Genomic DNA, 23,604 nt, shown 5'->3' on the forward strand with positions numbered 1-23,604 from the left:
ATCCATCGCAAACCAGCGAAATGTGTTTGCCACAGTGCCCGGCGTGACGTCCTTGGCCGCGGCGTGGACCGCAACGCCCCAGCTCGACTATGATATGGCGCGTCCACGACTGCCCTAACTCCCGGGCCCGCGGGCTTAGCTACCCCCCACTTGTACACCGCGGAAATTGTTCAGAGTTCATATGAAGCTATTAACCTACGCGGTCGCCGGGCAGGGGGCAGGGGGGTATAGTCTGCAATGAAGTCCGTTATGGATGCGTCGCCGTTTAGCTCAAAGCGGTCCAGTCAGCCGCACGGCTACTGAGTTTGATATGGCTCCGGCGAATCAGCCCCAGTCAGTTCCTGCTCCTTCGTGCGTCGGCCAATCGACCGTCCGGCGGATCGATATGCAGTAGGGGCGAGAATTGCGTGTGACTGCAACCGCCCACTGCATACGACTCTAGGAGAGAGTCAGCATGCAAACTTGTTCTGCCGCAACCGTTTACCGGATTCATCGAGCGAACGTAGGGTGCGCCAGCCGATGACCACTGTAATTTCTGCAACGCGGCCAGCCCCACCACCCACCGCCAGGACGGACGATTCCTACGACGATGTCGTCGAAATGTTCTTGGTGCTGCAGCAGTTGCCCGCCGAATCGAACGAGTACGCCCACCAGCGCGAACGCATCGTGTCACGATGCCTGCCGCTGGCAGATCACGTGGCCAGTCACTTCGCCCGTCGGGGCGAAGGCCTCGAGGACCTGATTCAGGTCGCGCGGCTGGGGCTGATGAACGCCGTCAACCGATTCGACCCCGCGAAAGGGCCGAGCTTCATCGGTTTCGCCGTGCCCACCATGATGGGCGAGGTCCGGCGTTACTTCCGCGACTACAGCTGGGGCATGCGCGTGCCGCGGCGGCTGCGCGAGCTGCACGTGCAGATCAGCAGGACGACCGCTGAACTGTCCCAGCAGCTCGGGCGCGCACCCACCGCGGGCGAGCTGTCCCAGGTGCTCGAGGTTCCGCGCGAGGAGATCGTCGAGTGCCTCGTCGCGGGTGACGCCTACCGGCTCGACTCCCTCGATGCGCCGCTCGGCGCGGACAGCTCCGGAACGCCCCGCTCGGTGGCCGACTCGGTCGGCGACATCGATCCACAGATCGAACACATCACCAACCGGGAAGCGCTGCGGGTCTTGGTTGCCACCCTCCCGCAGCGTGAACGCGAGGTCTTGCGCATGCGGTTCTTCGAATCCATGACCCAGAGCCAGATCGCGGAGCGGATCGGCGTGTCGCAGATGCAGGTGTCCCGCATCCTGGCGAACACGCTGAGCTCGCTGCGCGATCGACTCGAGTAGGCACTGGTTCCCACTAGGCGCTGCGTGGCATATCCTGCCGCGCAGCCCTGTACTGTGCGACTGAAACGGGGCAACCCGAAGTTGTCGCCAGGAAGACCTGGAAGGGAGCTGGATGCGATGAGGATGTCGCGAACGGTGGCCGCAGGCGTCGCAGTGACGGCGGCACTGGCGGTGTCGGTGACCGGCTGCGGCAGCAACAAGTCGTCGAAGTCGGGTTCGGCCACCTCGGCAATCTCGACCACCAGCTCCGCGCCGGCGTCATCGGCGCCCGCGCAGCCCAACGGATACGCCAAGCTGCTCATCCGGCCCAGTGACATCAATGCCCCGGTCCCCTTCACCGCCGGGCCCCCGACCGACAATCCCAACGGCCAGCCGGGCGTGGCCACCACCTTCAAGGACGACGATGGTAGCCACGCGATCAAGGTGACCATCGCCGTTTATGACGATCCCGAGGATGCGACGAACGCGTTGAACACAGCGAAGGGTCAACAGGGCGGTGTAATCAAAGATCCCACGACGCAACCGTCGACCATTGGCAGTGGCGGAACGACGTTGATGGGCAATGCCCCGGACCGCAGCAAGGGGGTGGTGATCCTGCTCTTCACCGAGGGCAAGGCGTTTGCCACGCTGCAATTCGACGGGCCGAGCGACACGCTGGCCCCGCCGGACTTCGTCAACGATGTCGGCCAAAAGCAAGATGCGGCCATCAAGAAGGGACTCGGCGGCTAGGCGCTGCGCCACCGCTTCGGGGATGCCATGAACGTCATCAACGGCATGCCGGCCCATGCACTACTGCTGCATTTCGTGTTGGTGCTGGTGCCGCTAACCGCCCTGCTGGAAATCGTTTGCGGGCTCTGGCCGGCGGCCCGGCGCGGGCAGCTGATGTGGCTCACGCTGCTCCTGGCCGCGGCCACGATGGTATTGACACCCATCACCATCAACGCCGGCGGCTGGCTCTACGGCTTGCGAACGAATCCCAGCCCGATCCTGCGCGAGCACGCCGAGCGGGGCAGCCTGATGTCCTATTTCTCCGCCGCACTGCTGGCCGCCGCCGTCGTGCTGGTCGTGGTGGGGCTGATCGAACGCCGATCCGGCAAGACCCGCGCCGCTACCCGGTTACTCGTCGCGATATTGGTGCTGGCGGTGGGAGTCTCGTCGATGGTCCAGATCTACCGCGTGGGCGACGCCGGTGCGAAATCGGTCTGGGGCACCGCGATTGCGCACCTGACGAACAACCATGCGGGTTGACTACGCCTCCCGCGGCAAAACCCTTCGATGCGTGGCCGCACGCTTGGCCGGAGTACCTGTTGCGCGCTAACCACATTCTGCGAATAGGGCGGTCGGCGTGAGAAGAAAGAGCCGAAACCGGCGCCCGCCGGCGAATTCCTGGGCGAGCCGATAATTCGGCCAGGACGCCAGCGCATCCTCCCACGCTTGGTCACGCTCCGCGCCACCCGGCAGTTGCACCGTCGCCGCGAACGGGTGGCCATGACGGCGCACGGTGACCCGTTGCACCGCTTTAAGATTCGCCGACCAGGACGGGTGGCGCGCGTGCCCCCTGTTGGATCCGACCGACAGCAGGCCCTCGTGGAACGGGACGCATTGCTGCCCACTCGAGTCCCGCCTTAGCGGGAAAAATAAATTGCTTGATTTAATGTGACGCTAGGTGTTCACTGAGGCGATGACTGCCGAGCGCGCCGCCCGCTCGACGGGCACCAGAGAGACCATCTTGTCTGCTGCCGAGGTGCTTTTCGCCGAACGCGGGATGTACGCGGTGTCGAACCGGCAGATAAGCGAAGCGGCCGGACAGGGCAACAATGCCGCGGCGTGCTACCACTTCGGCACCAGAGTCGACCTGCTCCGCGCTATCGATAGCAAGCATCGCGAGCCTATCGAGGAGCTGCGTGCCCAGATGTTAGCCGCCATCGGCGATTCGGCCGAGCTACGAGACTGGGTCGGCGCGTTGGTGCGCCCGTTGACCGATCACCTGTCCGCGCTGGGCACCCCGACCTGGTACGCGCGGTTCGCCGCGCAGGCCATGGCCGATCCGACGTACCGCCATGTGGTCACCAAAGACGCGCTGGCGTCGCCGTTGCTGGTGCGGACGCTTGACGGCATCAACCGCTGCCTGCCGGAGCTGCCCAAGCGAGTGCGCGCCGAACGAATGGTGATGGTCCGCAACCTGCTCATGCACACGTGTGCGGAACACGAAGGCGCACTGGCGGAGCACGGACCGCGGTCGCGTTCGGCGTGGCCCGTCGCCGCCGAAGGGCTGATCGACGCGATCGTCGGTCTGTGGCGCGCGCCGGTCCACGTGGGGGCGGCCGGCGGCGAACCAGTACAAGCGACCGCGCAGGTTGACCACCGAGGAGCACGATGACCGAAGGATCCACAGCCACCGATATCCCGGGGTTTCCGATGACGCGGGCGCCCGGCTGCCCGTTCGTATGTGCCAGATCGACGAGATCGGAATCGACAAGCTGATGTGGTCCTCCGATTACCCGCACAACGAAAGCACTTTCGGCTATTCGGAGAGGTCGCTCGCCGCGGTGGTCGACGCCGTCGGCCCCGACGATGCCGTTCGGGTTGTCGGCGACAATATCAGGAAGTTCCTGGGAATCTCCGCATGACGAACTCACTGACCGCCCACCCCTGCGCGCTCGACATCCCCGATGAGCCGGACTGGGCCCGCATGCGCACCGAGACCGCAGCGCGGCTGCGGTCCGCGATGGCCGAACACGGTGTCGACGCGCTGATCTTGCTGATGAACGGCTACGTCGGATACGCGACGGGCGCCAGCTGGCCGCTGCTGGACGCGGGCCTGTCACACGTGGAGCGCCCAGTCGCCGTCGTGCTCGCCGAGGACGTACATCCGCACCTGTTCATGCCGTTCCGCAGCGGGGCGTCGGCGGAGTATCCCGTGCCGGACGACCATCTGCATGGCCCCGCTTACCTCGAATCCGACTATGGTGTCCGTGATTTCGCGCGGACGCTGTCCGGTATCGTCCGGCCGGGAGCACACATCGCCGTCGACGAACTCACGGGTGCCATGCGGCGGGCGGCGGCCACGCTATTCCCCGCGGGGCCCCCGACGGATGCGGCGATCGTGCTCGGCGCCGCGCAATTGGTGAAGACCCGCGACGAGTTGTCGTGTCTGCGCACGGCGGCTCGCATCACCGAACAAGCGATCGTCGATGTGCAGCAGGCACTGAGGCCCGGCGTGCGACAGATCGATCTTTCGGCCACCTTCGTCCGGCGCGCGTTCGAACTCGGCGCCACCACCAACATGCTGGAGGCGATCTGGCAGGTGATGCCGATTTCGCGGGAGGAGGGGGTGTGGACGACGCACGGTGATCTCGCGCTGCCGCTGCTCCCGACCGCTCGGGAACTGGCCACCGGCGATGTGTTGTGGACCGATATCAGCATCACCTACCACGGCTACTGCTCAGACTTCGGGCGCACCTGGATTGTCGGCGAGTCACCCACCCCGAGACAGCAAGACCAATTCCGGCGGTGGCGCGCGATTTTGGACGCCACGCTCGCGGTCACCAAAGCCGGCGTGACCTCGGGTGACTTGGCGCGCGCGGCGATCGCGGCAAACGGCGGCCGCAAACCATGGCTGCCGCACTTGTACCTGGGCCACGGGATCGGTACCTACCCCGCCGAAGCTCCGATGATCGGAACGGATCTCGGCGAGGAGTTCGACGACAACTTCGTCTTTCCGCCCGGCATGGTTCTGGTGCTGGAACCCGTGGTGTGGGAGGACGGCACCGGAGGCTATCGCAGCGAGGAGATCGTGGTGATCACCGAAGAGGGCTACACACCGATTACCGACTACCCCTATACCCCCTATGGTGACTGAGGTCCTGCCCGACGCGCGCGCTTTGCGTTCGGGCCGTCGCGAACGGGCGCTGGTCCAGATGGAGCGGCACGGCCTCGACATCCTGGTGCTGGGCCGGCAGGCCAACATCCGTTACGTCACCGGCGCCCCGCAGCTGTGGATCGCCGGCACCCGGCCCTTCGGTCCGATGTGTGTGCTGGTGCGCGCCACCGGAGACATCTACCTCAACAGCACCGACGATGAGGGTGTTCCGGAGGAGATCGGTCGCGATCACCTGTATGGGCTGGCCTGGAACCCGATAACGCTCATCGACGTCCTGAAGAAGATCGACGGAGCCGAGTCGGCCCGGCGGGTCGGAACCGACGCGATCACACCGACTTTCGCCGCACTGTTACCCGACGCGTTTCCCAATGCCGAGCTGGTCGACGCCGAGCCTGCGATGCGTGCGGCGCGGCGCATCAAGACGGCCGATGAAATCGCGGCGATGGATCAGGCATTGCGTGTCGCCGAACACGGACTGGCCACCGCGCTGGGCGAATTGGCGCCGGGTGTTTCGGAGCGGACGCTGGCCGGGGTGATGATGGAGGCCATGGCCGCGGGTGGGGTGAGCACGCCCGCCACCCAGGACGCCGCGTGGGTGACGTCGCGAGAACAGCCGGGGCGGTGCGCTGCCGCGCACGAGGTCGGGTCGGGCGACCTCGTGGCCTTTGCCGCCGGCGCCCTGGCCAATGGCTACGTCGCCGAGGTCGGCCGAACCTGGCCGGCCGGTGCTAGCGTCACCGCCGAGGCCCGCGAGCTCTTCGAGCGCTCGGATCGGTTGTACGCCAGGATGCTTGCCGCCTGCCGGGCAGGCGCGGACACCCGCGATCTGCTTGCCGCGTATGACGCGGCGGGTGAACCGATCCCGGCCATGCCGGTCGCGCACGGCCTGGGCCTGGGGTTCGATCCGCCGGTAGTGTCCGAAGCGCTCTTGGCCGCAGGCGAACACAACCGACTCGACGCCGGGATGGTGTTGGCGCTCACCGCGTATGTGTGGCAGCAGGGCGTCGGCGCGGTGTTCCGTCGAGACACGGTGCATATCACCGACAATGGCGTCGAGGTACTGACCACCAGCCCGTCCTGGGCCCACTGAAATCACTTGTGCCACTGTGGCTTCACTGGCATCAGGGTGGCGCTTTTTGTCGGTAGGCTCCGCTAGCTTCGAGGTGTGAGCGTAGATCGGGAGGCCTTGGCGGCGGCTTTTGAGACCATCGATGCTGCCGTTGACGATCTGATCGCTTATGACTGTGACGCGCTGGCCACCCGCGAACAGTTGGCGATGCTGGAGCGCTGCGAGAAGGTGCGCCGCCGATTGCCGGCCATCGAGTATCCGCTCATCAATAACCTTGCCCGCCAGGCGACGCCGCAAGATCTCGGCGGTACGCTGCCGCATGCGATAGCAGAGGCGACGCTGATCAGCCGCGCCGAAGCGACCCGCCGCATCAAGGAGGCGCGGGATCTGGGCCCGCGCCATGGCCTTACCGGCGAACCCGTGGCACCGGCCCTGACCGCCACCGCGGCCGCCCAACGCCGCGGCACACTCGGCACCGGACAGGTCTCGGTGATCCGCAAGTTCTACCACCAGTTGCCCGGCTGGATAGATGCTGCCACCCGCGAGCACGCGGAGGCCAAACTCGCCACCGAAGGCACCCGGTATCGGCCCGAACAGCTTCACGAGCTGGCCACCATCTTGGCGGACTGCCTCAACCCCGACGGCAACTACAGTGACGAGGACCGCGCCCGCCAGCGCGGCCTGACCCTGGGCAACCAGCAAGCCGACGGCATGTCGCAGCTGCGCGGCTGGCTAACCCCCGAAGCGCGCGCCACCGTCGAAGCCGTCTTGGCCAAACTCGCCGCCCCCGGCATGTGCAATCCCAATGACGAAAGCCCCTGCGCGCAGGGATCTCCGAGTGAGGAGACCATCGAAAAGGATTCCCGCAGCGGTGCCCAACGCAACCACGACGCGCTCAACGCTGCGCTCAGAGGTCTACTCGCGTCGGGCGAGCTCGGGCAGCACAACGGCTTACCGACCTCGATCATCGTCACCACGACACTGGCCGAGTTGGAATCCACCGCGGGGCATGGATTGACGGGTGGGGGCACCCTCTTGCCGATGAGCGACGTGATCCGCCTGGCCCGGCACGCACATCACTATTTGGCGATCTTCGAGAAGGGCAAGGCACTGGCGCTGTATCACACCAAACGCCTGGCGTCACCGAGCCAGCGAATCGTCCTGTACGCGAAGGATCGTGGTTGTTCGGCCCCGGGCTGCACCACATCCGGCTACTACTGCGAGGTTCACCACGTCACCGACTGGTCCAGGTGCCACACCACCGACGTCAACGACCTCACTTTTGCCTGCGGCCCCCAGCACCGCCTCCTGCGACCCGGCGGCTGGACCACCCGCAAGAACGCCAGGGGTGACACCGAATGGCTGCCGCCCCCGCACCTGGACCGAGGAAGGCCACGCGTCAACCTGTTTCATCATCCAGAAAAGCTGCTGCACGACCGAGACGACGAGGGGCCTTAGGCGACACGCCCTTCCTCCTCCAGTGCCTCGTCAAGTAGGTCGCCCACCGGGTTTCGCTGCCACAGCAGCAGCAGGTTCGACAACATCTGCAGCGGCGCGCGCACGCGCTCGTCGTCCCTGATCCGCCGGTCCGTCCGGCTGGTCGGTGCGACATCGAATCGGTTGCGTATCAACGCCGGTACGTCTAGCAACCAGGCCACACCCATCACCGCGGCATACAACAACATGTGTCGGCGCAGTCTGTCCGGCTCCAGGCACGGACCACCATAGCTGTGAAATTCCGCGACGAACAGGTCCAGCAAGTCGTCGAGGTGGGCGTCCCACAATTCGGTTTCGGCGCCAGACATGGCCCCCCACAACGCCATACCCAGGTTCATCTGGCTGACGCATCCCCAGTCCATCAGGCCGCAGCGCAAAGTGCCATCGCCATCACGCCAGAACCACGCATTGTCGACATTGGCATTCCAGTGGCACAGCGCTACGTAGTCGGCGTCCGCGGCCAAAAGGTCCGCAACCGCATCCTCGGAGCGGGCCAATCGTGGCGCCTCATTGGCAAAATGCATCAGAAACTCGGACGAGCCCACGCCGGCGGGCACCAGGCCAGGATGGGTGCCGATGAATTCGATCAGCTGATTCACCCGTCGTTCCAATTTGTCCATGGACCGCGACGGTCGGTCGCCGACCGTCGCGGCCTGCACATCCAGCGGAAAGTGCGCCGTGCGTTCCGCGGGTAGCCGACCGGACCGGTGCGCGCCGGCAAGCCGTGCCAGCGCGGTCAGCAGCGCGCGGTAATGCTCCAGCGGCGCCGGCATCTCGTAATCGAGGCACTTGTGGTATTGGCGTTCGACCCCGTTGACACCGAAGGTGATTCGCTCGGTGATCAAAATCCCGGTGCCGCTATCCCTGTGATAGTCCGCGAATTGCGGGCTGGGCACTGCGATGGGGAATTGCGGCGCACGTGCCAACGAGGCGAACCGGACCTCGGACTCCATCTTGGTCTTGGCGCGATCGCGTACCGGATCGTCGAGATCACGGGAGAACTTGACGAACAGGTCGGTGTGCAGATCCGCTGCGGGCCGCTCGTATTCGATCGACAGCACAACCTTGCGTCCCGTGCTGCCACCGCTGATCTCTCGGAAGTCGCTGATCCGAGCGATGCTGTCCTTCCGCAGCACACCCGAGGCCCGAAACGCATCGGTCAGAAACGGCGCTCCCCCGCTGAAGAGCGCCGCGGGGTCTGCCGGGAACGGCAACCCGTAATGGTCGCCGATCACCCAGACTACGCCGCTACCAGGTCTGCTCGGCAGAGCGCACCAACATGTGATTGACCGCGACCCGGCGGTCACGCGTCACCATGAACAACACGGCATCCGCGATGTCGTCGGGCCGCAGCATGACCATGCCGGCGGTCTGTCGTTCGAACGCCTCGCGTGACGTTTCGGCGAGGTGGCTGAAGATTTCGGTGTCGACGGTTCCGGGGCCCACCACCCCGACCCGGACCCGCTTGCCGAGCACCTCTTGGCGAAGGCCCTCGCTGAAGGCGTTCACGCCGAACTTGGTCAGTGAGTACACCGCGGTGTTCGGCCGGGCCACCCAGCCGGCGGTGGAACTGATCGTGACAAGGTCGGCCACCCCGCGCGGCGAGTCGGCGGCCGCGTCGATCAGGTGGGGAAGCGCCGCGCGGGTGGCGTAAAGGACGCCCTGCACGTTCACGGACACCATCTGGTCCCAGTCCTGCAGCGACGCCTTGCTCGCGGGTGCCGATTGCATCAGGCCCGCGTTGTTCACCAGGATGTCCAGGCGCCCGAGCTCGGCAACGGTGCGCCGCACTGCGGCCGCCACCTGCTCGGCATCGGTCACGTCGGCGGCCACCGCCAGCGCTGTGCCACCGGCGGATTCGATCCGAGATTTCAGCGCGTCCAACCGGTCCGCCCGGCGCGCGAGCAGAGCCACCGCCGATCCCTGGGCCGCCAACGCTTGAGCCGTTGCCGCACCGATGCCGCTGCTGGCGCCGGTGACCAGGGCCGCAGTGCGCGCCAGTACCGTCATGTTCCGCCCATCGGTTGCTTGCCAAGTATCGCGTATAGAACGTAGTCGGTGTCTTCGCCCAGGTTTGGCGCGCCGCGCTCGATCCGGGCCGGGCAGCGGGCCATCCGCCAGGACGGCCCCAGCACCGGTCGCTGGCCTTCCCGGTGATCGGTGACGAATCGGTACAGCCCACGATCCCACAGCCGTTGATCGGCAACCACATCCAGCGATGAGGCGCTCTTGCCGGCCGGCACGCCGGCTGCGCGCAGCCGTTCCGCCAGCCGCTCGGCGTCCTGGTCTCGGGTGAGTCGGGCGAGGTCCGCGTCGAGGGCTTCGGCGTGGCGGTGCCGCGCGTCGGCGTTGGCGTAGCGGGGTTCGTCGGCCAGTGCCGCGGCGCCGAGTACCTCGCACAATCGTTGCCATTCGGCATCGTTCGCGACCGCTAGCGTGATCCACGCGCCGTCGGCACAGGGGTAGCAGCCGTGCGGGCACATGTCCGGGTGGGCATTGCCGCCCGGACCCAGAGGTCGCCCCGTCAGCGACTGCTCCAGCAGGCAGTCACCTATCATCGAGGAGAGCGTCTCCACGGCCGACACATCGACGAATTGTCCCGTGCCAGTGAGCTCCCGATGCAGCAGTGCCACCACGGCGGCGTATGCGGCGACCGCACCCACCGTCGAGTCGCCATAACGCATGCTGGTCCCCAGCGGGGCTCCACCGGGATAGCCGACCAGCGACGCCGCCCCGGCCAACGCGGCAAAGCATGGCGCATAGCCGGTTTGGTGACCCAGTGGCCCGTCGTTGCCCCACATCTTGATCGACACGGAGATGATGTCGGGTTTGATCTCGGTGAGCTGTTGATACCCAAGGCCTTGGCGTTCCATGGCGCCCGGCCGCAGGTTGTTGATGACGATGTCGCTGCGGGCGATTAGCTCGCGCAGCCGTGCCATGCCCTCTGTGGACTTGATATCGAGGTCCACGCTGAGGATTTCGGGATTGATGCTCAAGAAGTAGGGCGCGTGGTTGATGTCGGCGCCGCCGTAGGCGCGCATCTCCTCGGGGCTGTCGGCCGTCTCGACCTTGATGACCTCGGCACCCAGCATCGCCAGTAGCTTTCCGGCATACGGGCCGGCCCATACCTTGGTGAGCTCGACGATGCGCACGCCTTCCAGCGGCCCGCCCCGCGGGGTCTTGGGTGGCTTGTGTTGCGCCGACTTGACCGCCGGCCGTGGTCGGGGGGTGTCGATACTCCCCATGATCGGCAGTGTGTGCTCGCCGAGAATCGGTGCTGTACAGGTGATTCGCGCGGGCGAGGCGCTGAACGCGTATGGCACGGTCGGGTACGCCGCTTCACCGAGTACTGGATGGCGAACCCGTTGGAAGAAGCCGCGATGGCGATACTGTGGTGAGTGATGCAGATCCACAGCGTTATTCACGGGCACCAGCGGCACGCCGAACCGCTGGGCCCTTTCCGATGCCTGCTCTTTGGGCAGGCCGGCTACCCAGGCGGCAAAACCTCGCTGAAACGCGGTGACCTTCTCGGCGGTGACGGAGAACTCCAGCCAGTCGTCCTCGAACGCATCGAGCCATTCCGGATGGCCCATCAGGGTTTTGACCCCGGCCCAATGGGCCCCGCTGGTCACGTACAGGTAGACAAAGCCATCCGCGCAGGCGAAGAACGACGCCGGCCCGGCCTGATCGTAATCGTCGCGCGCACCGGCGGCGGGCACCTCGCCGGTGACGATGCGGCCCAGGATGCAATCGGCGCGTGAGACCAACACGGCCTGCCCAGAGACGTCGATGAACTCGCCCTGGCGGGTGTGCAGGCGCCCACACAGCGACGCCGCGACACAAAGTGCCGCCTCCAGCCCGGCCTCGTAGTCGCCCAGAAAGCGGCCCGGTCCCTGCAGCGGGGGCTTTGCGGGGTCAGGGTGGCTCGGAGTGTGGTATCCCCACCCACTGGCGTGGAACACGTTGATGCTCCGCGCATTGTCGAATTCCGCCGGCACCCCAAGGCCGTATGGGGTGATGGAGCAGAACACCACGGACGGATGGCGCCCGGCCCAGCCCGTGGACCGGCATTCGATGACCGCGTCGGCGGTGTCGATCAGCCGGTGTAGCCGCTCGGCGTCGGCGGCCGAGCGCAGGTCCAGAACGACGGAGCGTTTGTTGGTGTTCAGGTAGGCGAACAGTGCGCTGCCTTCGCAGCCGTCGGCGAGGATGGGCGCCATGGCGCGCGTCGCGCTGCCGCCCTTCGGCGGCTCGATCTTGATGACCTCGGCGCCGAAGTCGGCAAGCAGCTTCCCGCAGTACTCCCCCGCGACGGATTCGGCTAACTCAACAACCCTGATACCCGTCAGCGCGGACACGCACGCCTCGCCAAAATTGTCAGGGCTTCGCGCGGCCGGAGCGGCTCAGGCGCCACTCCGGCGGGAAGTTCAAGTCGTTGTCCTTGACCACGTTGTTGAGGCCCTTGTTGAAAGTACCTTCGGTGAGGTCGACCTCTTCCGCGTCGTTTTGGATCATCGGCAGCATGCCCTCGACCATGCCGGTGAGCAGGCTGCCGAAGTACTCGCCCTTATGCTGCTTGTACAGCTCGAGGAAGGTCTTCTGGACCGCGACCGTGTCGGTCGGGCGCGACTTGGAGCAGGCCAGCGCGTACTTCTCGGTCTCCGCCTCCAGCTTGTCGCGTGGTACCACACTGTTGACGAAGCCGCAGTCGTACATCTCCTTCGCGCTGAACGGCCTTCCGGTGAAGAGCATCTCGGAGAACTTGCGCAGGCCCATCGTTTCGGCCCACCACCACAGCCGCGGTCCCCAGCCCACGTAACGGAAGGCCGGGTGCCCGAACAGGGCGTCATCGGACGAGATCACCAGGTCGGCGTCGCCGGCCTGATAGAAGTGCCACCCGTAGCAGTAGCCCTTGGCCTCGATGATGCTGATCTTCCGAAGCTCCTGCAGCGGACGGTTTCCGGCCCGTGCCTTGGCGTAGAAGTCGGTCACTGTGGACAGGTAGCGGTACGAACCGCCCGGTGGGTACTTGACGTCGTCGTCGTTGATCGCGAGTTCGTGATGGAGCGGCAAGCCGGGGTTCTCCAGCATCGGACGCTGCTCGGGCAGATCGCCGCCGCTGCCGAAATCTTCTCCCTCACCCCGGATCACGACCACCTTGACCTCGTCGTCCACGTTGCACTTGTGGATCAGGTCCGCATAGTTGTGCCGCATGCCCAGCGTGGTCGAGTTGAGCTCCTCCGGCCGGTTGAAGGTGATGTACGCGATCCGGTTCTTCTTGTCTTTTTCGAACTTGATGTACTGCTCGGCTTCCTTCTTCAACTTTACGTAGTCATATTCGGGCATGGGCCTCTTCTTTCACTTGGAGTTAGTGCCTATTTGAGCAATGCGCCCGCATCGACTGGCAGCGAAACGCCCGTGATGTAACGAGATTCGTCAGAGGCGAGGAACAGGACGGCGTTGCTGATGTCGACGGCTTCCACCCACGGCACCGGCATCATGTGGGTCATTTGCGAGAACGGCGCGAAATCCTCTGGCCCCGGATTCTGAAGATCCGGTCGAAACAGCCGGAAGGTGATGTCATTCATGGTCATCGGCGTGTTGACCTGACTCGGGTGCACCGAGTTCACCCGGATGCTGTGCTGGCCCAGCTCCACCGCGAATGCCCGCATCAGGCCCAGGACACCGTGTTTGGCGGCGATGTAGTGGCCGGTGTAAGCCATGGCCTTGTGCGATCCGACCGAACCTGTCAGCACGATGGATCCACCCCGTCCACCGGCGAGGATGTGGGGAACACCGGCTTTCACGGTGTGCCAGACGCCGGAAAGGTTTACATCGATCATGTCCTGCCAGATCTGCTCGCCGATCTTGTGCAGCTTGTTGCCGAAGGTGCCGATTCCCGCGTTGGCGACGATGATGTCGAGACGCCCGAGCTGTTCGACGCCGTTGTCGACGGCGGCCTTCAGCGCGTCGTAGTCGCGGACGTCCACCTGAGCGGTCACGATGCGCCGGTCGAGGTTGTTGACCAGATCCGCAGTCTCGGTGAGGTCTTCGGGCGTCGAGTGTGGGTACGCCAGGTTTTCGATCGGCCCGCAGACGTCGATCGCGATGATGTCGGCGCCCTCTTGCGCCAGACGGACGGCGTGACTGCGGCCCTGACCGCGCGCGGCTCCGCTGATGAAAGCGACCTTGCCCTCGACTCGGCCGGTCATCACGACACCAGTGCCGGCATGCACTCCCAGCCCCGGACCGTGGAGGTAGGGCTGAGGACTGCGTTGGTCAGGTCGACCTCCCACTCGGGGAATCGCTTCAGAATCTCCTCCAGGGCGACGCGGCCTTCGAGGCGGGCCAGCGCCGACCCCAGGCAGAAGTGGGTTCCCATGCTGAAGGTGAGATGCGGTCGGACGCTGCGGTGAATGTTGAAATCGCCCGCATCGGAGCCGAACTGGGCTTCGTCGCGGCACGCCGATCCGATAAGCATCATCATCACGCTGCCTTCGGGCACGGTTTGGTCGTGCACGGTGACGTCGCGGGTCACGTAACGCGAAACGTGCGGCGCCGGCGGCTCGTACCGCAGTAATTCCTCGATGGCCGCTTCGATGAGCGTCGGGTTCTCGACGAGGTCGCGGCGCTGATCGGGGTGCTCGGCGAGAACCTTTCCGGACCAACCGATCAGCCGGGTGGTCGTTTCGTTGCCGGCCCCGGCCACGACGTTGAGGTACACCAGGATCTCTTCGCGAGACAGCCGCCGGGTGGTGCCGGTTTCGTCCACGAATTCGACGTTGAGCAGCTCGGTCATGATGTCGTCGGACGGATGTTCGGCGCGCCAGTCGATGTACGCCTCGAACTGTTCACCCACCGATAGGCCATGCTCGGCGGCATCCATGGGCTTGCCGGCCTCGGTGCGCAGCTGCGCGTTGCCCCGGTCGCGGATGTATTCCTGGTCGTCTTCGGGGATGCCGAGCAGCATGCTGATGACCTTCATCGGCATCTGCGCACCGAGGTCGGTGACGAAGTCGAAGTGTCCATTGCCCACCAGTGGATCCAGCAGCTGAGCGCAGAATTCGCGGATCATCGGTTCGAGCGCGGCGATCCGGCGTGGGGTGAACATCCGCGATAACAGTTTGCGATGCACATCGTGGATCGGCGGGTCTTCGAAGATCAACATGCCCGGCGGGATCTCGAGGTTGGCCTTGATCAGCTCCAGGATCGCCCCCCGCGCCGAGCTGTATGTCTCGTGGTCGACGAGCGCCTTGCTGACATCGGCGTAGCGGCTGAGCGCAAAAAAGTCGTATTCGGCGTTGTAGTAAAGCGGTGCCTCGTCGCGCAATCGCGCGAACATGGGGTACGGGTCGGCAATCAGCCCGACATCGTATGGGTCGAAACGAACATGGCTATCGGTGCTCGCCGTCACGAAATCCCTCCTACCCCTGCAGTTTTAGCTGCCCACATGACCTGCACCAGGGCTAGCGCCGCCAGCGTCGCAGCGCTGGATTCGGTTGGGCAATTTATACACTCCGCTTAATTGCGTGGCTTTGATATCTGCGCAAGCTCCGCTGAAAACGGCGCATGAACGTGGACTTACTCTATTCTCGTAGAGAACCATACAGCGGGTGCCCTGACAAGAGCCATAGCCCGCGTGTCCCGGCGGAACTCTCACCCGGACCCGGCCGCCCGGCTGCGCAACACTCGCAGTCCGCCGCTCTGTGTGAGCCGGCCCTTGGCCGAACGCTTCAAGATCCCGGCCGCGATCGCCGACAGGATTCCGTCGAGCTGTTCGGGACTGTCGACGATGCGGTCGCCGTGTGCGAACCGCTGCAGCAAGCCGTTGATGAACGTCAGCGTGACGTTGCTGAGGTCCTCGACGACGGCCGGATCCAGCTCGGCGCCGTGCGGCATGAGCTGTACGAGAATCTCCCGATGCAGTTTGGTGAACTCGTCGGTGGCCTGCTGCAGAATCGCGGCCAGCGCGGGATCGCGGGTGGCCTGCATCGTCAGCTCGTATCGGGCCCTCGTCCGGTACAACTGCGGATCGCTGCCGGACTGGATGACCACCTGCGACAGCCGTGAGGGTGCGCCGCCATCGGAACTGTCCGCGACGGCCTGTAGCTCAGCGAGGTCGAGCTCGGCCGAGCGTTCGGCCGCAGCCCGCAGCAACGCCGATCGCGTGCGGAAGTAGAACGAGGTCGTACCGTCCGGCACCCCGGCCTTGCGATCGACCTTCAGGTGGCTCAACCCCTTGGCCCCGTCATCGGCCAGCAACCTGATCGCCGCATCGCATAAATCGCGGCGGCGTTCGGCGGGGTTGGGCTTGCGTCGTTTATCCATGCCTCTCCTGCAACGCGACCCTACTCTATATTCGTAGTGTCGGTAAAGAGCGCAGCGCCGTGCGCGTCGGCGTACCGTGTGCGCGCAGGCCCGACCCTTCCGGCGGCCCTCGCCGATGTCAGCAAACTCTACGGACGGCGCTGAAAAGCACCAAAGAAATTGCGGTGCAGGAGTTCCCGTCGGAGGCGAAATCAATGATCCTGCGAGTAGAGTGCATTGGCGATGATTCACCGTCGTTTTAGCGCGCGCATCGCCGCCGCCTGGCTTGGGTCCGTCGGTCTGCTCGCCGCGGTGATGTGCGGCTGCCAGCAGGCGCATAAGACGGCGCCGCCCAACTCGTCGTCCACCGCGCCGCCCAGCACGACCGCCCCGCCGCCCCCGCCACCCCGGCCGGTTGTGAAGATCGCACCGCTGCCGGTTCGGCCGGTGACGAAGTCACAACCGACAACGCCCGCCGTGAAGTGCCCGGCCACGGATCCGAACGCTCCGGTGAAACCGGCCGACGTCCTCACCACCTGTGACATCGGGCGAACCACCGTCTATACGTTGGGTCCCGAGACCATGCAGCTCGGGCTCATTCAGGTGGAACCCCCGAAGTCGCTGACCGCGGACTATTACGAACTGACCGTCGTGCTGGATCCGCCGTCGGCCGCCGCCTGGACCGAATTCACGGGCGCGCATCTGCAAGACCACGTGGCCTTCATCCGCGACAACATGGTCCTGGAGGCGCCGATCATCGAACAACCGGCCACGACCGGTCGGATCGTGCTGACAACCCAAACAGCTGAGGGTGCAACGCATTTGGCCCAATTGGTCGGTCGCCCCGCATGACCGCCTCGGGGCGTACGGATCGCCTCGGTATCGGCATGCTCAGCGTATTCGGGATGCCCCCAATCGAATTGGTCAATCTCGCCGCGGACCTGGGATGCCGCTACGTGTCGGTGGCCGTGCAGGGGATGCCGCTGGTTCCGTTAGGCTATCCGCCCTTCTCCCTGAGGGACGACGCCGGTCTGCGCAAAGACCTGCTCGCCGCGATGGACCACCGGGGCGTGACCATCTCGCTGGGTGACGGGTTTCTCGTGCTGCCCGGCGCCGACGTCAGCGCACTGCGCGGCGACCTCGACGTGCTGGCCGAGCTCGGTGTCCCCCGGATCAACGTGGTCAGCCTGGACCCCGACCTGCCCCGAACGCTTGACCAGTTCGCTGCGCTGACCGAGCTTGCCGCCCAGCGCGATATCGATACGGTCGTCGAACCGGTGCCCGGCCTGACCATCGGCGACGTGAACTCGGCGCTGGCCGCCAAGCATTACGTGGGCCGCGACGAATTTCGGTTGTTGATCGACACCATGCACCTGGTGCGGTCGGGTTCCGGCGCCGCCGAGCTGGCCGCGATCGATGCCGATCAGATCGGCTACGCCCAGCTCAACGACACAACGCTGCGACCGCGAGTCGACAATTACGTAGACAATTACGTAGACAATTACATAAAGGAAGCCATGTTCGAACGCATGGTCCCCGGTGACGGTGAACTTCCGCTGCACGACCTGCTGTGGGCGCTGCCCGGCCACATCGTGCTCGAAATCGAAGTTCCCAGGCGCTCATTGGCACTGGCGGGGGTGAGTCCGATCGACCGCCTGCGTCCGTGTGTCGAGGCCGCACGCCGGTTGCTGTCGGAGGTTCAGCTCGGGTAACGCAGCGGGAGGCCCGCGGCGCGGTAGATCGCATCGATGACGGTCATGTTGTCGACCGCGTCGCTCGGGGTTGTCTTGATCGGTTCGCCGCGCAGCACCGCCGCGGCGAAAGCATCCAGCTGATATGCGTAGGAGCTCCGGCGCCCGAACCGTTCCGCCCGTTTGCCCCGCCGCGACCGCACCGCGAGCCGATGGAAATAATGTGGTAGCACGGGATTCAGGATGCGCAGCTCCCCGTGTTCGCCGATCACCCGGGCGCTGATCTGCAGCAGCCGCGAAGACCACATCGAGCAGCGCACCCGACCGGTCTGGCCGGCCGGGAACCGCAAATCGGCGGTCATGGCTCGGTCGATCCGTGCATCACGCAGTTTGGCATGTGCCGAAACGACTTTTGGGATGGATCCACCGAACGTGCGAGCCATGTGCACCGGGTAGCAGCCGGCGTCCATCGTCGCACCGCCGGCAAGCCCGTAGTTATAGCGGATGTCGGAGAACTTCGGCAGCGGGAAACACAACGCGGCCTCCACGTGCTGCAGCACGCCCAGTTCGCCGGAGGCGATGATTTCCTCGGCGCGCAGCATCATCGGGTGATAGCGGTAATGGAAGGCCTCCATCACCACGCGATCCGAATCTGCTGCCAATTCGGCGATTTCGCGCGCCTCGGCCGCATTGGCGGTGAACGGCTTTTCGCACAGCACGTGTTTGCCCGCGGCCAGTGCGGCGCGGGTCCAACGTCCGTGTAGGCCGTTCGGCAACGGGTTGTAAACGGCGTCGATATCGGGGGCGGCGATCAGCGCCGCGTAATCGACGTGCACCGAAGCGATTCCGTGTTTCTCTGCGAACGCCCGCGCGCGCGCCGCGTCGCGGGCCGCCACCGCGGCCACGACGACCTCTGGGTTCTCCTTGGCGGGATTGATCAACGCCAGCGGTGCGATTCTGGCCGCCCCCAGAATCCCGATGCGTATCGCGGTGTCAGCCATCGCGCCCCTGCACTGAGCGTCGAGCGAATGCCGGTGCATGCTCAGGTCTGACCCCGACGCCGACGAAATACGCGGGCACGGCCGACAGCGAGGGCAGCCAGTGCAACACGCTCAGCAGCAGCGCGGGCGGTTTGGGATCCGCATCACGAAAGACCGGGCGTAGTAACACGGTCTGCAGCACTCGCTGAGCCGTCTGGGTCAGCGCGGCGGGCAGCCCGCGGCGACGACGGACCGCGGCCAGGTCGCGTTCGGTGACGCGGTGGCGCCGTAAGGGTTCGGCCAGCACGGTCGCGGCCGCGACGGCATCCTGGATGGCCAGGTTGATGCCGACTCCACCCAGTGGAGACATTGCGTGGGCGGCGTCGCCGATGCAGAGCAGTCCGTCGGTGTGCCAGCGACGCAACCGATTCACCCGCACGTCGAGGTGCTTGACGTCGTCCATGGACCGCAAGGCGGCGACCGACTGGGGCATGTCGGGCAAGAGCGCATCGAGGTCGCGCCGGAACGCATCGATGCCGCGTGCCCGCAGCTGGGCGTCGGTGCCCTTCGGGCCTATGTAGGCGATCTGGTTGTAGTGCTCGCGCGGGATCACCGCCAGCGCCTTGCCCGGCCCCACGCGGGGCAGGAAGGAATGATCCGCGTTGCCGTCGCGCGGTAGCTTGAACCACCACACGTCGAAGTTCGCCGGGTATTCGTGCGCGGTGAGCCCGGCCTCCTGGCGCACGATCGACCACCGGCCGTCACAGGCGACCGTCAATTCGGCCGTGAGCTCGCCGGGCCCGTCGACCCCGTCGTACCGCACCCCGGTGACGCGGTCGCGGTCGCGTAAGAGGCCGGTGACCTCGGTGCGCATGCGCAAGGTGAAACTCGGTTCGGCCTGGGCCGCCTCGGCAAGCAGGTTCAGCAGGTCCCACTGCGGCACCATGGCGATGTATCGGTGCGGCTGTCGGAGCCGCTCGAAGTCAAGGTAGGTCACCGATCGGCCGTCGGATTCCAAAGTGCCCCTGCGCAGTTTGCTGTACGGCAATTTCGCGAACCGCTCCCCCAGGCCGAGCTCGTCGAGCAGCTGCAGCGTCGTCGGATGCACCGTGTCGCCGCGGAAGTCACGTAGGAAGTCGCCGTGCTTTTCCAGCAGGGTGACCTCGATGCCCGCCCGGGCCAGCAACAGACCCAGGACCATGCCCGCCGGGCCGCCGCCGACGACGGCGCACGTCGTTGTCTCGACCATCAGCGCTCAAGCATAAGCGGCACCGGGATCCTCAGAGTTGAACGTCGTACACGGAGACGGGATCGAGGATCACGCCGGTTTCCTCGACGTAGCGGTCCCACAGGGTCAGCAGCTCGGCCAGCTTGTCGGGCCGTGACGCGGCCAGATCGTCGACCTCGCCGGGGTCGGAAGCCAGGTCGTAGAGCTGCCAGCTGTTCGGGCCGTAGGGTGCCGGCAGGTACAGCGCCTTCCAGTCGCCCTGTCGGATGGCACGGCGGCCGAACAGCTCCCAGCCGGTACCGGTGTCGGCGTCGTGCACGGTCTCGGCGGCGCCGGTCAGGTAATCCACCAGTGAGCGGCCGCGCAGGGGAGCCACCTCGCGGCCCCGGTAGGACGTGCCCGGGTGTGTGGTCCCGGCCAGCTCCAGCAGGCTCGGCGCGATGTCCATGACGGTGCAGAACGCGGTGCCGATCTGCTGTTGCCGGGCGAAGCCGGGCCAGGTGACGAAGCCGGTGACACGAATTCCGCCCTGGGTGGTGAACGCCTTGTGCAGGCGCGAGGGCGCGGTGGCGGCCTGCGCCCAGCGCGGGCCGTACCAGATGAACGACGTGGGCCGGCCGAGGTTGTCCAGGCTGTTGTCGCAATGCTTTTCGATTTGTGCGGCGATCTGCGGACCGCGCAGCGGCATCGCCTCCACGATCGCGCCCTCGGCGCCGTTGTCGGACATGAATATGACTACGGTGTTGTCGAGTTCGCCGCTGGCCGCGAGGTGATCGATCACCCGCCCGACGTTGTAGTCCATCCGGTCGACCATCCCGGCGTAGACCTCCATGCTGCGGGCCGACACCGCGCGCTGCCCGTCGGTCATGTCGGCCCACTCCGGTGCGCCGTCGGCCACCACCGGGTGTGCGACGACGTCGGGCGGGCACAGACCGAACCGCTTGAGCGCCGCCAGGCGCTCCTTTCGCAGCGCGTCCGGCCCGGCGTCGTAGCGGCCCCGATACTTGACGACGGATTCCTCAGGTGCATGCAGAGGCCAGTGCGGGGCCTGGAAGGGCAGATAGGCGAAGAAGGGCCGGTCGTCGTCGGGGGCACGCTCTTCGAAATACCGCAACAGTGTGTCGGTGTATGAGTCCGAGGAATAAAAGTCGTCGCCGACGGTGACGAATTGATCGTCTTCGGTGTAAAGCGTTGGCACGGGCGAGAATCCACGGGCAGCCGAGCCACCGTAATGGCTGGCGCCGGCTGGCAGCAGGGCGAACGAGCGCTCGAAACCGCGCGCCCACGGCGAGGTCTCGATCGTTGCGCCCAGGTGCCATTTTCCCGACATCAGCGTCAGATAGCCCGCGTCGCGCAACAATTCCGGCAAGGCGACGACCCGGTCGTTCAGGTAGCCCTCGTAGCCGGGCGCGCCGCGGAATTCCGGCGCCGCGACCTCGAGCATGGTGCCGATGCCGGCGATATGGTGGTCGGTCCCGGTCAGCAACATCGCCCTGGTCGGTGAGCAGGCCGGGGCCGAATGGAAATCGGTGAGCCGGAGTCCTGCGTGTGCCAGCCGATCGAGGTTGGGGGTCTCGATCTCGCCGCCGAACGCGCCGAGGTCGGAGAACCCGAGGTCGTCTGCAACGATCACGAGAAAGTTGGGACGCGTCACGCTCAAGCATCCTGCCAGGTCCGTCGCCAGGGCGGAACGCTGCCGCACCGGCTGGACGCCGATATGGTGAGGCGGGCAAGGTCAGCCGCGGACCAGCGAAAGGGCATCGAGATGTTGGCGCAGTTTGGAATGTCCGTTCCGCTGGTGGCGGCCCCGATGTCGGGTGGCCCGACCACGCCGGCCATGGTGTCCGCGGCCCACCGCGCGGGTGCCCTGGGATTGCTCGCGGCCGGATACAAAACCGTCGAGGCCATCGAGGGCGAGATCAAAGCCGTTCGCGCCGAAGGAGTCCCGTTCGGGGTCAACGTCTTCGCACCCAATCCGGTGCCGGTCGACCCGCAGCGTTACCGCGCCTACGCCGCAATCATCCAGGCCGAGGCCGACCAGTTCGGGCTGACGTTGCCACCCGAGCCCATCGAGGACGACGACAGATTCGACCAGAAGATCGCGCTGTTGCTCGACGACCCGGTTCCGATGGTGTCGTTCACGTTCGGCATCCCGTCGCGCGAGGTGATCGCCGCGCTGCAGCGCGCCAACAGTGTTGTGGTCCAGACGGTCACCACCGCCGAGGAGGCGGCGCAGGCCCACGGCGCCGGCGTCGACATGCTTGCCGTGCAAGCCGCCGCCGCCGGCGGCCACTCCGGCACCCTCTCGCCGCAGCGGCCCTTGACGCCGGTCCCGATCGTCGAGCTGGTGCGGCACGTCCTCGCGAAGGTACCCCTACCGGTGATGGCCACCGGCGGGCTGGCCACCCCGGCCGCAGTGGCCGAGGTGATCCGCGCGGGGGCGACCGCGGCCGCCGTGGGCACCGTGCTGCTGCGCGCCCTTGAGAGCGGCGCCTCTGCCACTCATCAGGCGGCCCTGGTCGATCCCGCCTATACCGAGACGGTGCTGACCCTGGCCTTCACCGGCCGGCCGGCCCGCGGGTTGCGCAACGCGTTCATCGATGCTCACGAAGCCGAGGCGCCGGCGGGCTATCCCGCCATCCATTACCTGACCAGCCCGCTGCGCAAGGCCGCCGCGGCGGCGGGTAGGCCGGACTACGTCCACCTGTGGGCGGGCACCGGATACCGGCACGCGACCGCCGAGCCCGCGTCCGACATTCTGAGTCGGCTGGCATCCGACCTGTGATCGGCCACTCAGAATGCGAAGCGGTTGAGTACGTCGTAGTGGCGACCGGCCGTCATCCACGTGAAGTGGTAGATCAGCCGCACCCCGGCCGATGGGATTCGCTTGTAGCCGGCGAGCACGGGTGTCTGCTCGAGGAATCGCAACCGGGGAGTCCAGGTCGCGATCTCGCGTGCGTCCGTAATGCCCCATTTGATGATCCCTCTGGTGAAGAACTTGGACAGCAGCGGTGCCAGGGCCGAGAGCGTGTCGAAATACATTTCGCCGCTGGCGAATCGGTCGGTCAGGCGCCCCAGCAGCCGCCGCACCTCCTGCTCGTGCAGGTACATCAGCAGGCCCTCGGCAACGATCAGGGTCGGACGTCCGGTGGGGGCTTGGTCGAGCCACTGCAGTTCGGTCACCGACGAGCCGATCATCCGGTGGCGCTCGGTGTCATCGTAGAGCCGACGCCGCAGTCCGATCACGCTCGGTTGATCGACGTCGAACCACAACGCCGTCGGCGGTACGTCGAGCCGGAAGGCGCGGCCGTCGAGCCCGCAACCCAGGTGCAGCACGACTGCATCCGGATGGCGGGCGAGGAAGTCGGCGCACCAGTCGTCGAGTTTTCTGGCCCGCAGCGTAACCAGGTATTGATTGGCCGACGGCCATGACGTCCGATGAATTCTCTTGAAGTCATAAGCGATCCGGTCTACCGCTTGCGCAGCCGGCTCATCCCCCAGAATCGGCCGCTCCGTGCGGCTTTCATGGGCCCGCAGATACAGGGTCACGAGGTTCGTCCACTCCACCGAACCCCAACGCACCGAACTGAAGTCGACTTTTCCCGTCGCCGTCATGGCCG

Annotated in this window: 21 protein-coding genes and 2 pseudogenes; 11 read left to right on the forward strand and 12 right to left on the reverse strand. The window is 65.9% G+C overall.

Features of this window, described 5'->3' with window-relative positions; all coding sequences use genetic code 11:
* Positions 1-519: 519 nt before the first annotated feature.
* From AC5Y4F_RS16340 to AC5Y4F_RS16350, 3 genes are all read left to right on the forward strand, one after another.
* The gene (locus tag AC5Y4F_RS16340; RefSeq protein ID WP_067933711.1) at positions 520-1,329 is read left to right on the forward strand and encodes a SigB/SigF/SigG family RNA polymerase sigma factor; all 810 of its coding nucleotides are present in this window, start codon (positions 520-522) and stop codon (positions 1,327-1,329) included.
* 117 nt (positions 1,330-1,446) lie between these two features.
* Complete coding sequence (locus AC5Y4F_RS16345; protein WP_499997611.1) at positions 1,447-2,058, forward strand: hypothetical protein; 612 nt, start codon at positions 1,447-1,449, stop codon at positions 2,056-2,058.
* A 27-nt stretch (positions 2,059-2,085) separates the two neighbouring features.
* Positions 2,086-2,577, forward strand: coding sequence for a DUF2231 domain-containing protein (locus AC5Y4F_RS16350; protein ID WP_067933715.1), 492 nt, complete (start codon positions 2,086-2,088; stop codon positions 2,575-2,577).
* Positions 2,578-2,643: 66 nt separating this feature from the next.
* Here AC5Y4F_RS16350 and AC5Y4F_RS16355 read toward each other — a convergent pair.
* Positions 2,644-2,946 (reverse strand): annotated as a pseudogene (locus AC5Y4F_RS16355) (nitroreductase family deazaflavin-dependent oxidoreductase); the annotation flags it as partial.
* A 49-nt stretch (positions 2,947-2,995) separates the two neighbouring features.
* On the opposite strand from AC5Y4F_RS16355, the gene AC5Y4F_RS16360 reads away from it, so the two are divergent.
* The 5 genes and pseudogenes from AC5Y4F_RS16360 to AC5Y4F_RS16380 all read left to right on the forward strand — a co-directional run bounded on the left by AC5Y4F_RS16360 (position 2,996) and on the right by AC5Y4F_RS16380 (position 7,739).
* Entirely contained in the window at positions 2,996-3,709 is a 714-nt protein-coding gene (locus AC5Y4F_RS16360; RefSeq protein ID WP_499997612.1) for a TetR/AcrR family transcriptional regulator, read from the forward strand.
* A 73-nt stretch (positions 3,710-3,782) separates the two neighbouring features.
* Positions 3,783-3,959, forward strand: a pseudogene (locus tag AC5Y4F_RS16365) (amidohydrolase family protein); the annotation flags it as partial.
* Positions 3,956-5,191, forward strand: coding sequence for a M24 family metallopeptidase (locus tag AC5Y4F_RS16370; RefSeq protein ID WP_067933721.1), 1,236 nt, complete (start codon positions 3,956-3,958; stop codon positions 5,189-5,191). The pseudogene AC5Y4F_RS16365 and the gene AC5Y4F_RS16370, both read left to right, overlap by 4 nt.
* Positions 5,181-6,302 (forward strand): M24 family metallopeptidase, encoded by a 1,122-nt coding sequence (locus AC5Y4F_RS16375; protein ID WP_067933842.1) that lies wholly within the window; start codon positions 5,181-5,183, stop codon positions 6,300-6,302. The genes AC5Y4F_RS16370 and AC5Y4F_RS16375 overlap by 11 nt, the downstream gene beginning before the upstream one ends.
* Before the next feature lie 75 nt (positions 6,303-6,377).
* Positions 6,378-7,739 (forward strand): HNH endonuclease signature motif containing protein, encoded by a 1,362-nt coding sequence (locus tag AC5Y4F_RS16380; RefSeq protein ID WP_067933723.1) that lies wholly within the window; start codon positions 6,378-6,380, stop codon positions 7,737-7,739.
* Here the strand turns inward: AC5Y4F_RS16380 and AC5Y4F_RS16385 are convergent.
* The 7 genes from AC5Y4F_RS16385 to AC5Y4F_RS16415 form a co-directional block, all read right to left on the reverse strand.
* On the reverse strand, positions 7,736-9,013 hold the full coding sequence (locus AC5Y4F_RS16385; protein ID WP_499997613.1) for a hypothetical protein: 1,278 nt from the start codon (positions 9,011-9,013) through the stop codon (positions 7,736-7,738). The genes AC5Y4F_RS16380 and AC5Y4F_RS16385 overlap by 4 nt on opposite strands.
* Positions 9,014-9,026: 13 nt before the next feature.
* Positions 9,027-9,788 carry an SDR family NAD(P)-dependent oxidoreductase gene (locus AC5Y4F_RS16390; RefSeq protein WP_067933727.1) on the reverse strand — a complete coding sequence of 254 codons (762 nt, stop codon included), beginning with the start codon at positions 9,786-9,788 and terminating at the stop codon, positions 9,027-9,029.
* Positions 9,785-12,136: a CaiB/BaiF CoA transferase family protein gene (locus AC5Y4F_RS16395; RefSeq protein WP_499997614.1), complete on the reverse strand. Its 2,352-nt coding sequence runs from the start codon at positions 12,134-12,136 to the stop codon at positions 9,785-9,787. Before AC5Y4F_RS16395 ends, AC5Y4F_RS16390 begins: the two co-directional genes overlap by 4 nt.
* A 19-nt stretch (positions 12,137-12,155) precedes the next feature.
* Entirely contained in the window at positions 12,156-13,124 is a 969-nt protein-coding gene (locus AC5Y4F_RS16400) for an enoyl-CoA hydratase/isomerase family protein (RefSeq protein WP_067933731.1), read from the reverse strand.
* A gap of 29 nt (positions 13,125-13,153) precedes the next feature.
* A complete protein-coding gene (locus AC5Y4F_RS16405) occupies positions 13,154-13,990 on the reverse strand; it encodes a mycofactocin-coupled SDR family oxidoreductase (protein WP_499997615.1) in 837 nt (278 codons plus the stop codon).
* Positions 13,990-15,192 (reverse strand): cytochrome P450, encoded by a 1,203-nt coding sequence (locus tag AC5Y4F_RS16410; protein ID WP_499997616.1) that lies wholly within the window; start codon positions 15,190-15,192, stop codon positions 13,990-13,992. The genes AC5Y4F_RS16405 and AC5Y4F_RS16410 overlap by 1 nt, the downstream gene beginning before the upstream one ends.
* 242 nt (positions 15,193-15,434) lie before the next feature.
* On the reverse strand, positions 15,435-16,106 hold the full coding sequence (locus AC5Y4F_RS16415) for a TetR/AcrR family transcriptional regulator (RefSeq protein ID WP_499997617.1): 672 nt from the start codon (positions 16,104-16,106) through the stop codon (positions 15,435-15,437).
* 222 nt (positions 16,107-16,328) lie between these two features.
* Here AC5Y4F_RS16415 and AC5Y4F_RS16420 point away from each other — a divergent pair, with 222 nt between their 5' ends.
* Together AC5Y4F_RS16420 and AC5Y4F_RS16425 are read left to right on the forward strand one after the other, a co-directional pair.
* Positions 16,329-16,937 (forward strand): preprotein translocase subunit SecD, encoded by a 609-nt coding sequence (locus tag AC5Y4F_RS16420; RefSeq protein ID WP_499997618.1) that lies wholly within the window; start codon positions 16,329-16,331, stop codon positions 16,935-16,937.
* Positions 16,934-17,797 carry a sugar phosphate isomerase/epimerase family protein gene (locus AC5Y4F_RS16425; RefSeq protein WP_067933740.1) on the forward strand — a complete coding sequence of 288 codons (864 nt, stop codon included), beginning with the start codon at positions 16,934-16,936 and terminating at the stop codon, positions 17,795-17,797. The genes AC5Y4F_RS16420 and AC5Y4F_RS16425 overlap by 4 nt, the downstream gene beginning before the upstream one ends.
* Here the strand turns inward: AC5Y4F_RS16425 and AC5Y4F_RS16430 are convergent.
* From AC5Y4F_RS16430 to AC5Y4F_RS16440, 3 genes are read right to left on the reverse strand one after another with little or no spacing between them, the layout of a single operon-like run.
* Entirely contained in the window at positions 17,785-18,777 is a 993-nt protein-coding gene (locus AC5Y4F_RS16430; protein ID WP_499997619.1) for a Gfo/Idh/MocA family protein, read from the reverse strand. The two genes, AC5Y4F_RS16425 and AC5Y4F_RS16430, sit on opposite strands and share 13 nt — an antisense overlap.
* Positions 18,770-20,005, reverse strand: coding sequence for an FAD-dependent oxidoreductase (locus AC5Y4F_RS16435; protein WP_499997620.1), 1,236 nt, complete (start codon positions 20,003-20,005; stop codon positions 18,770-18,772). Before AC5Y4F_RS16435 ends, AC5Y4F_RS16430 begins: the two co-directional genes overlap by 8 nt.
* Positions 20,006-20,036: 31 nt before the next feature.
* On the reverse strand, positions 20,037-21,638 hold the full coding sequence (locus tag AC5Y4F_RS16440) for an arylsulfatase (RefSeq protein WP_067933844.1): 1,602 nt from the start codon (positions 21,636-21,638) through the stop codon (positions 20,037-20,039).
* 111 nt (positions 21,639-21,749) lie between these two features.
* Between AC5Y4F_RS16440 and AC5Y4F_RS16445 the strand changes: the two genes are divergently transcribed.
* Positions 21,750-22,769: a nitronate monooxygenase gene (locus tag AC5Y4F_RS16445; protein ID WP_067933745.1), complete on the forward strand. Its 1,020-nt coding sequence runs from the start codon at positions 21,750-21,752 to the stop codon at positions 22,767-22,769.
* Positions 22,770-22,777: 8 nt separating this feature from the next.
* Here AC5Y4F_RS16445 and AC5Y4F_RS16450 read toward each other — a convergent pair whose 3' ends face one another.
* Positions 22,778-23,599 carry a class I SAM-dependent methyltransferase gene (locus tag AC5Y4F_RS16450; protein ID WP_499997621.1) on the reverse strand — a complete coding sequence of 274 codons (822 nt, stop codon included), beginning with the start codon at positions 23,597-23,599 and terminating at the stop codon, positions 22,778-22,780.
* Between the last annotated feature and the right edge of the window lie 5 nt (positions 23,600-23,604).

The sequence above is a fragment of the Mycobacterium sp. NGS56 genome (assembly GCF_059812425.1).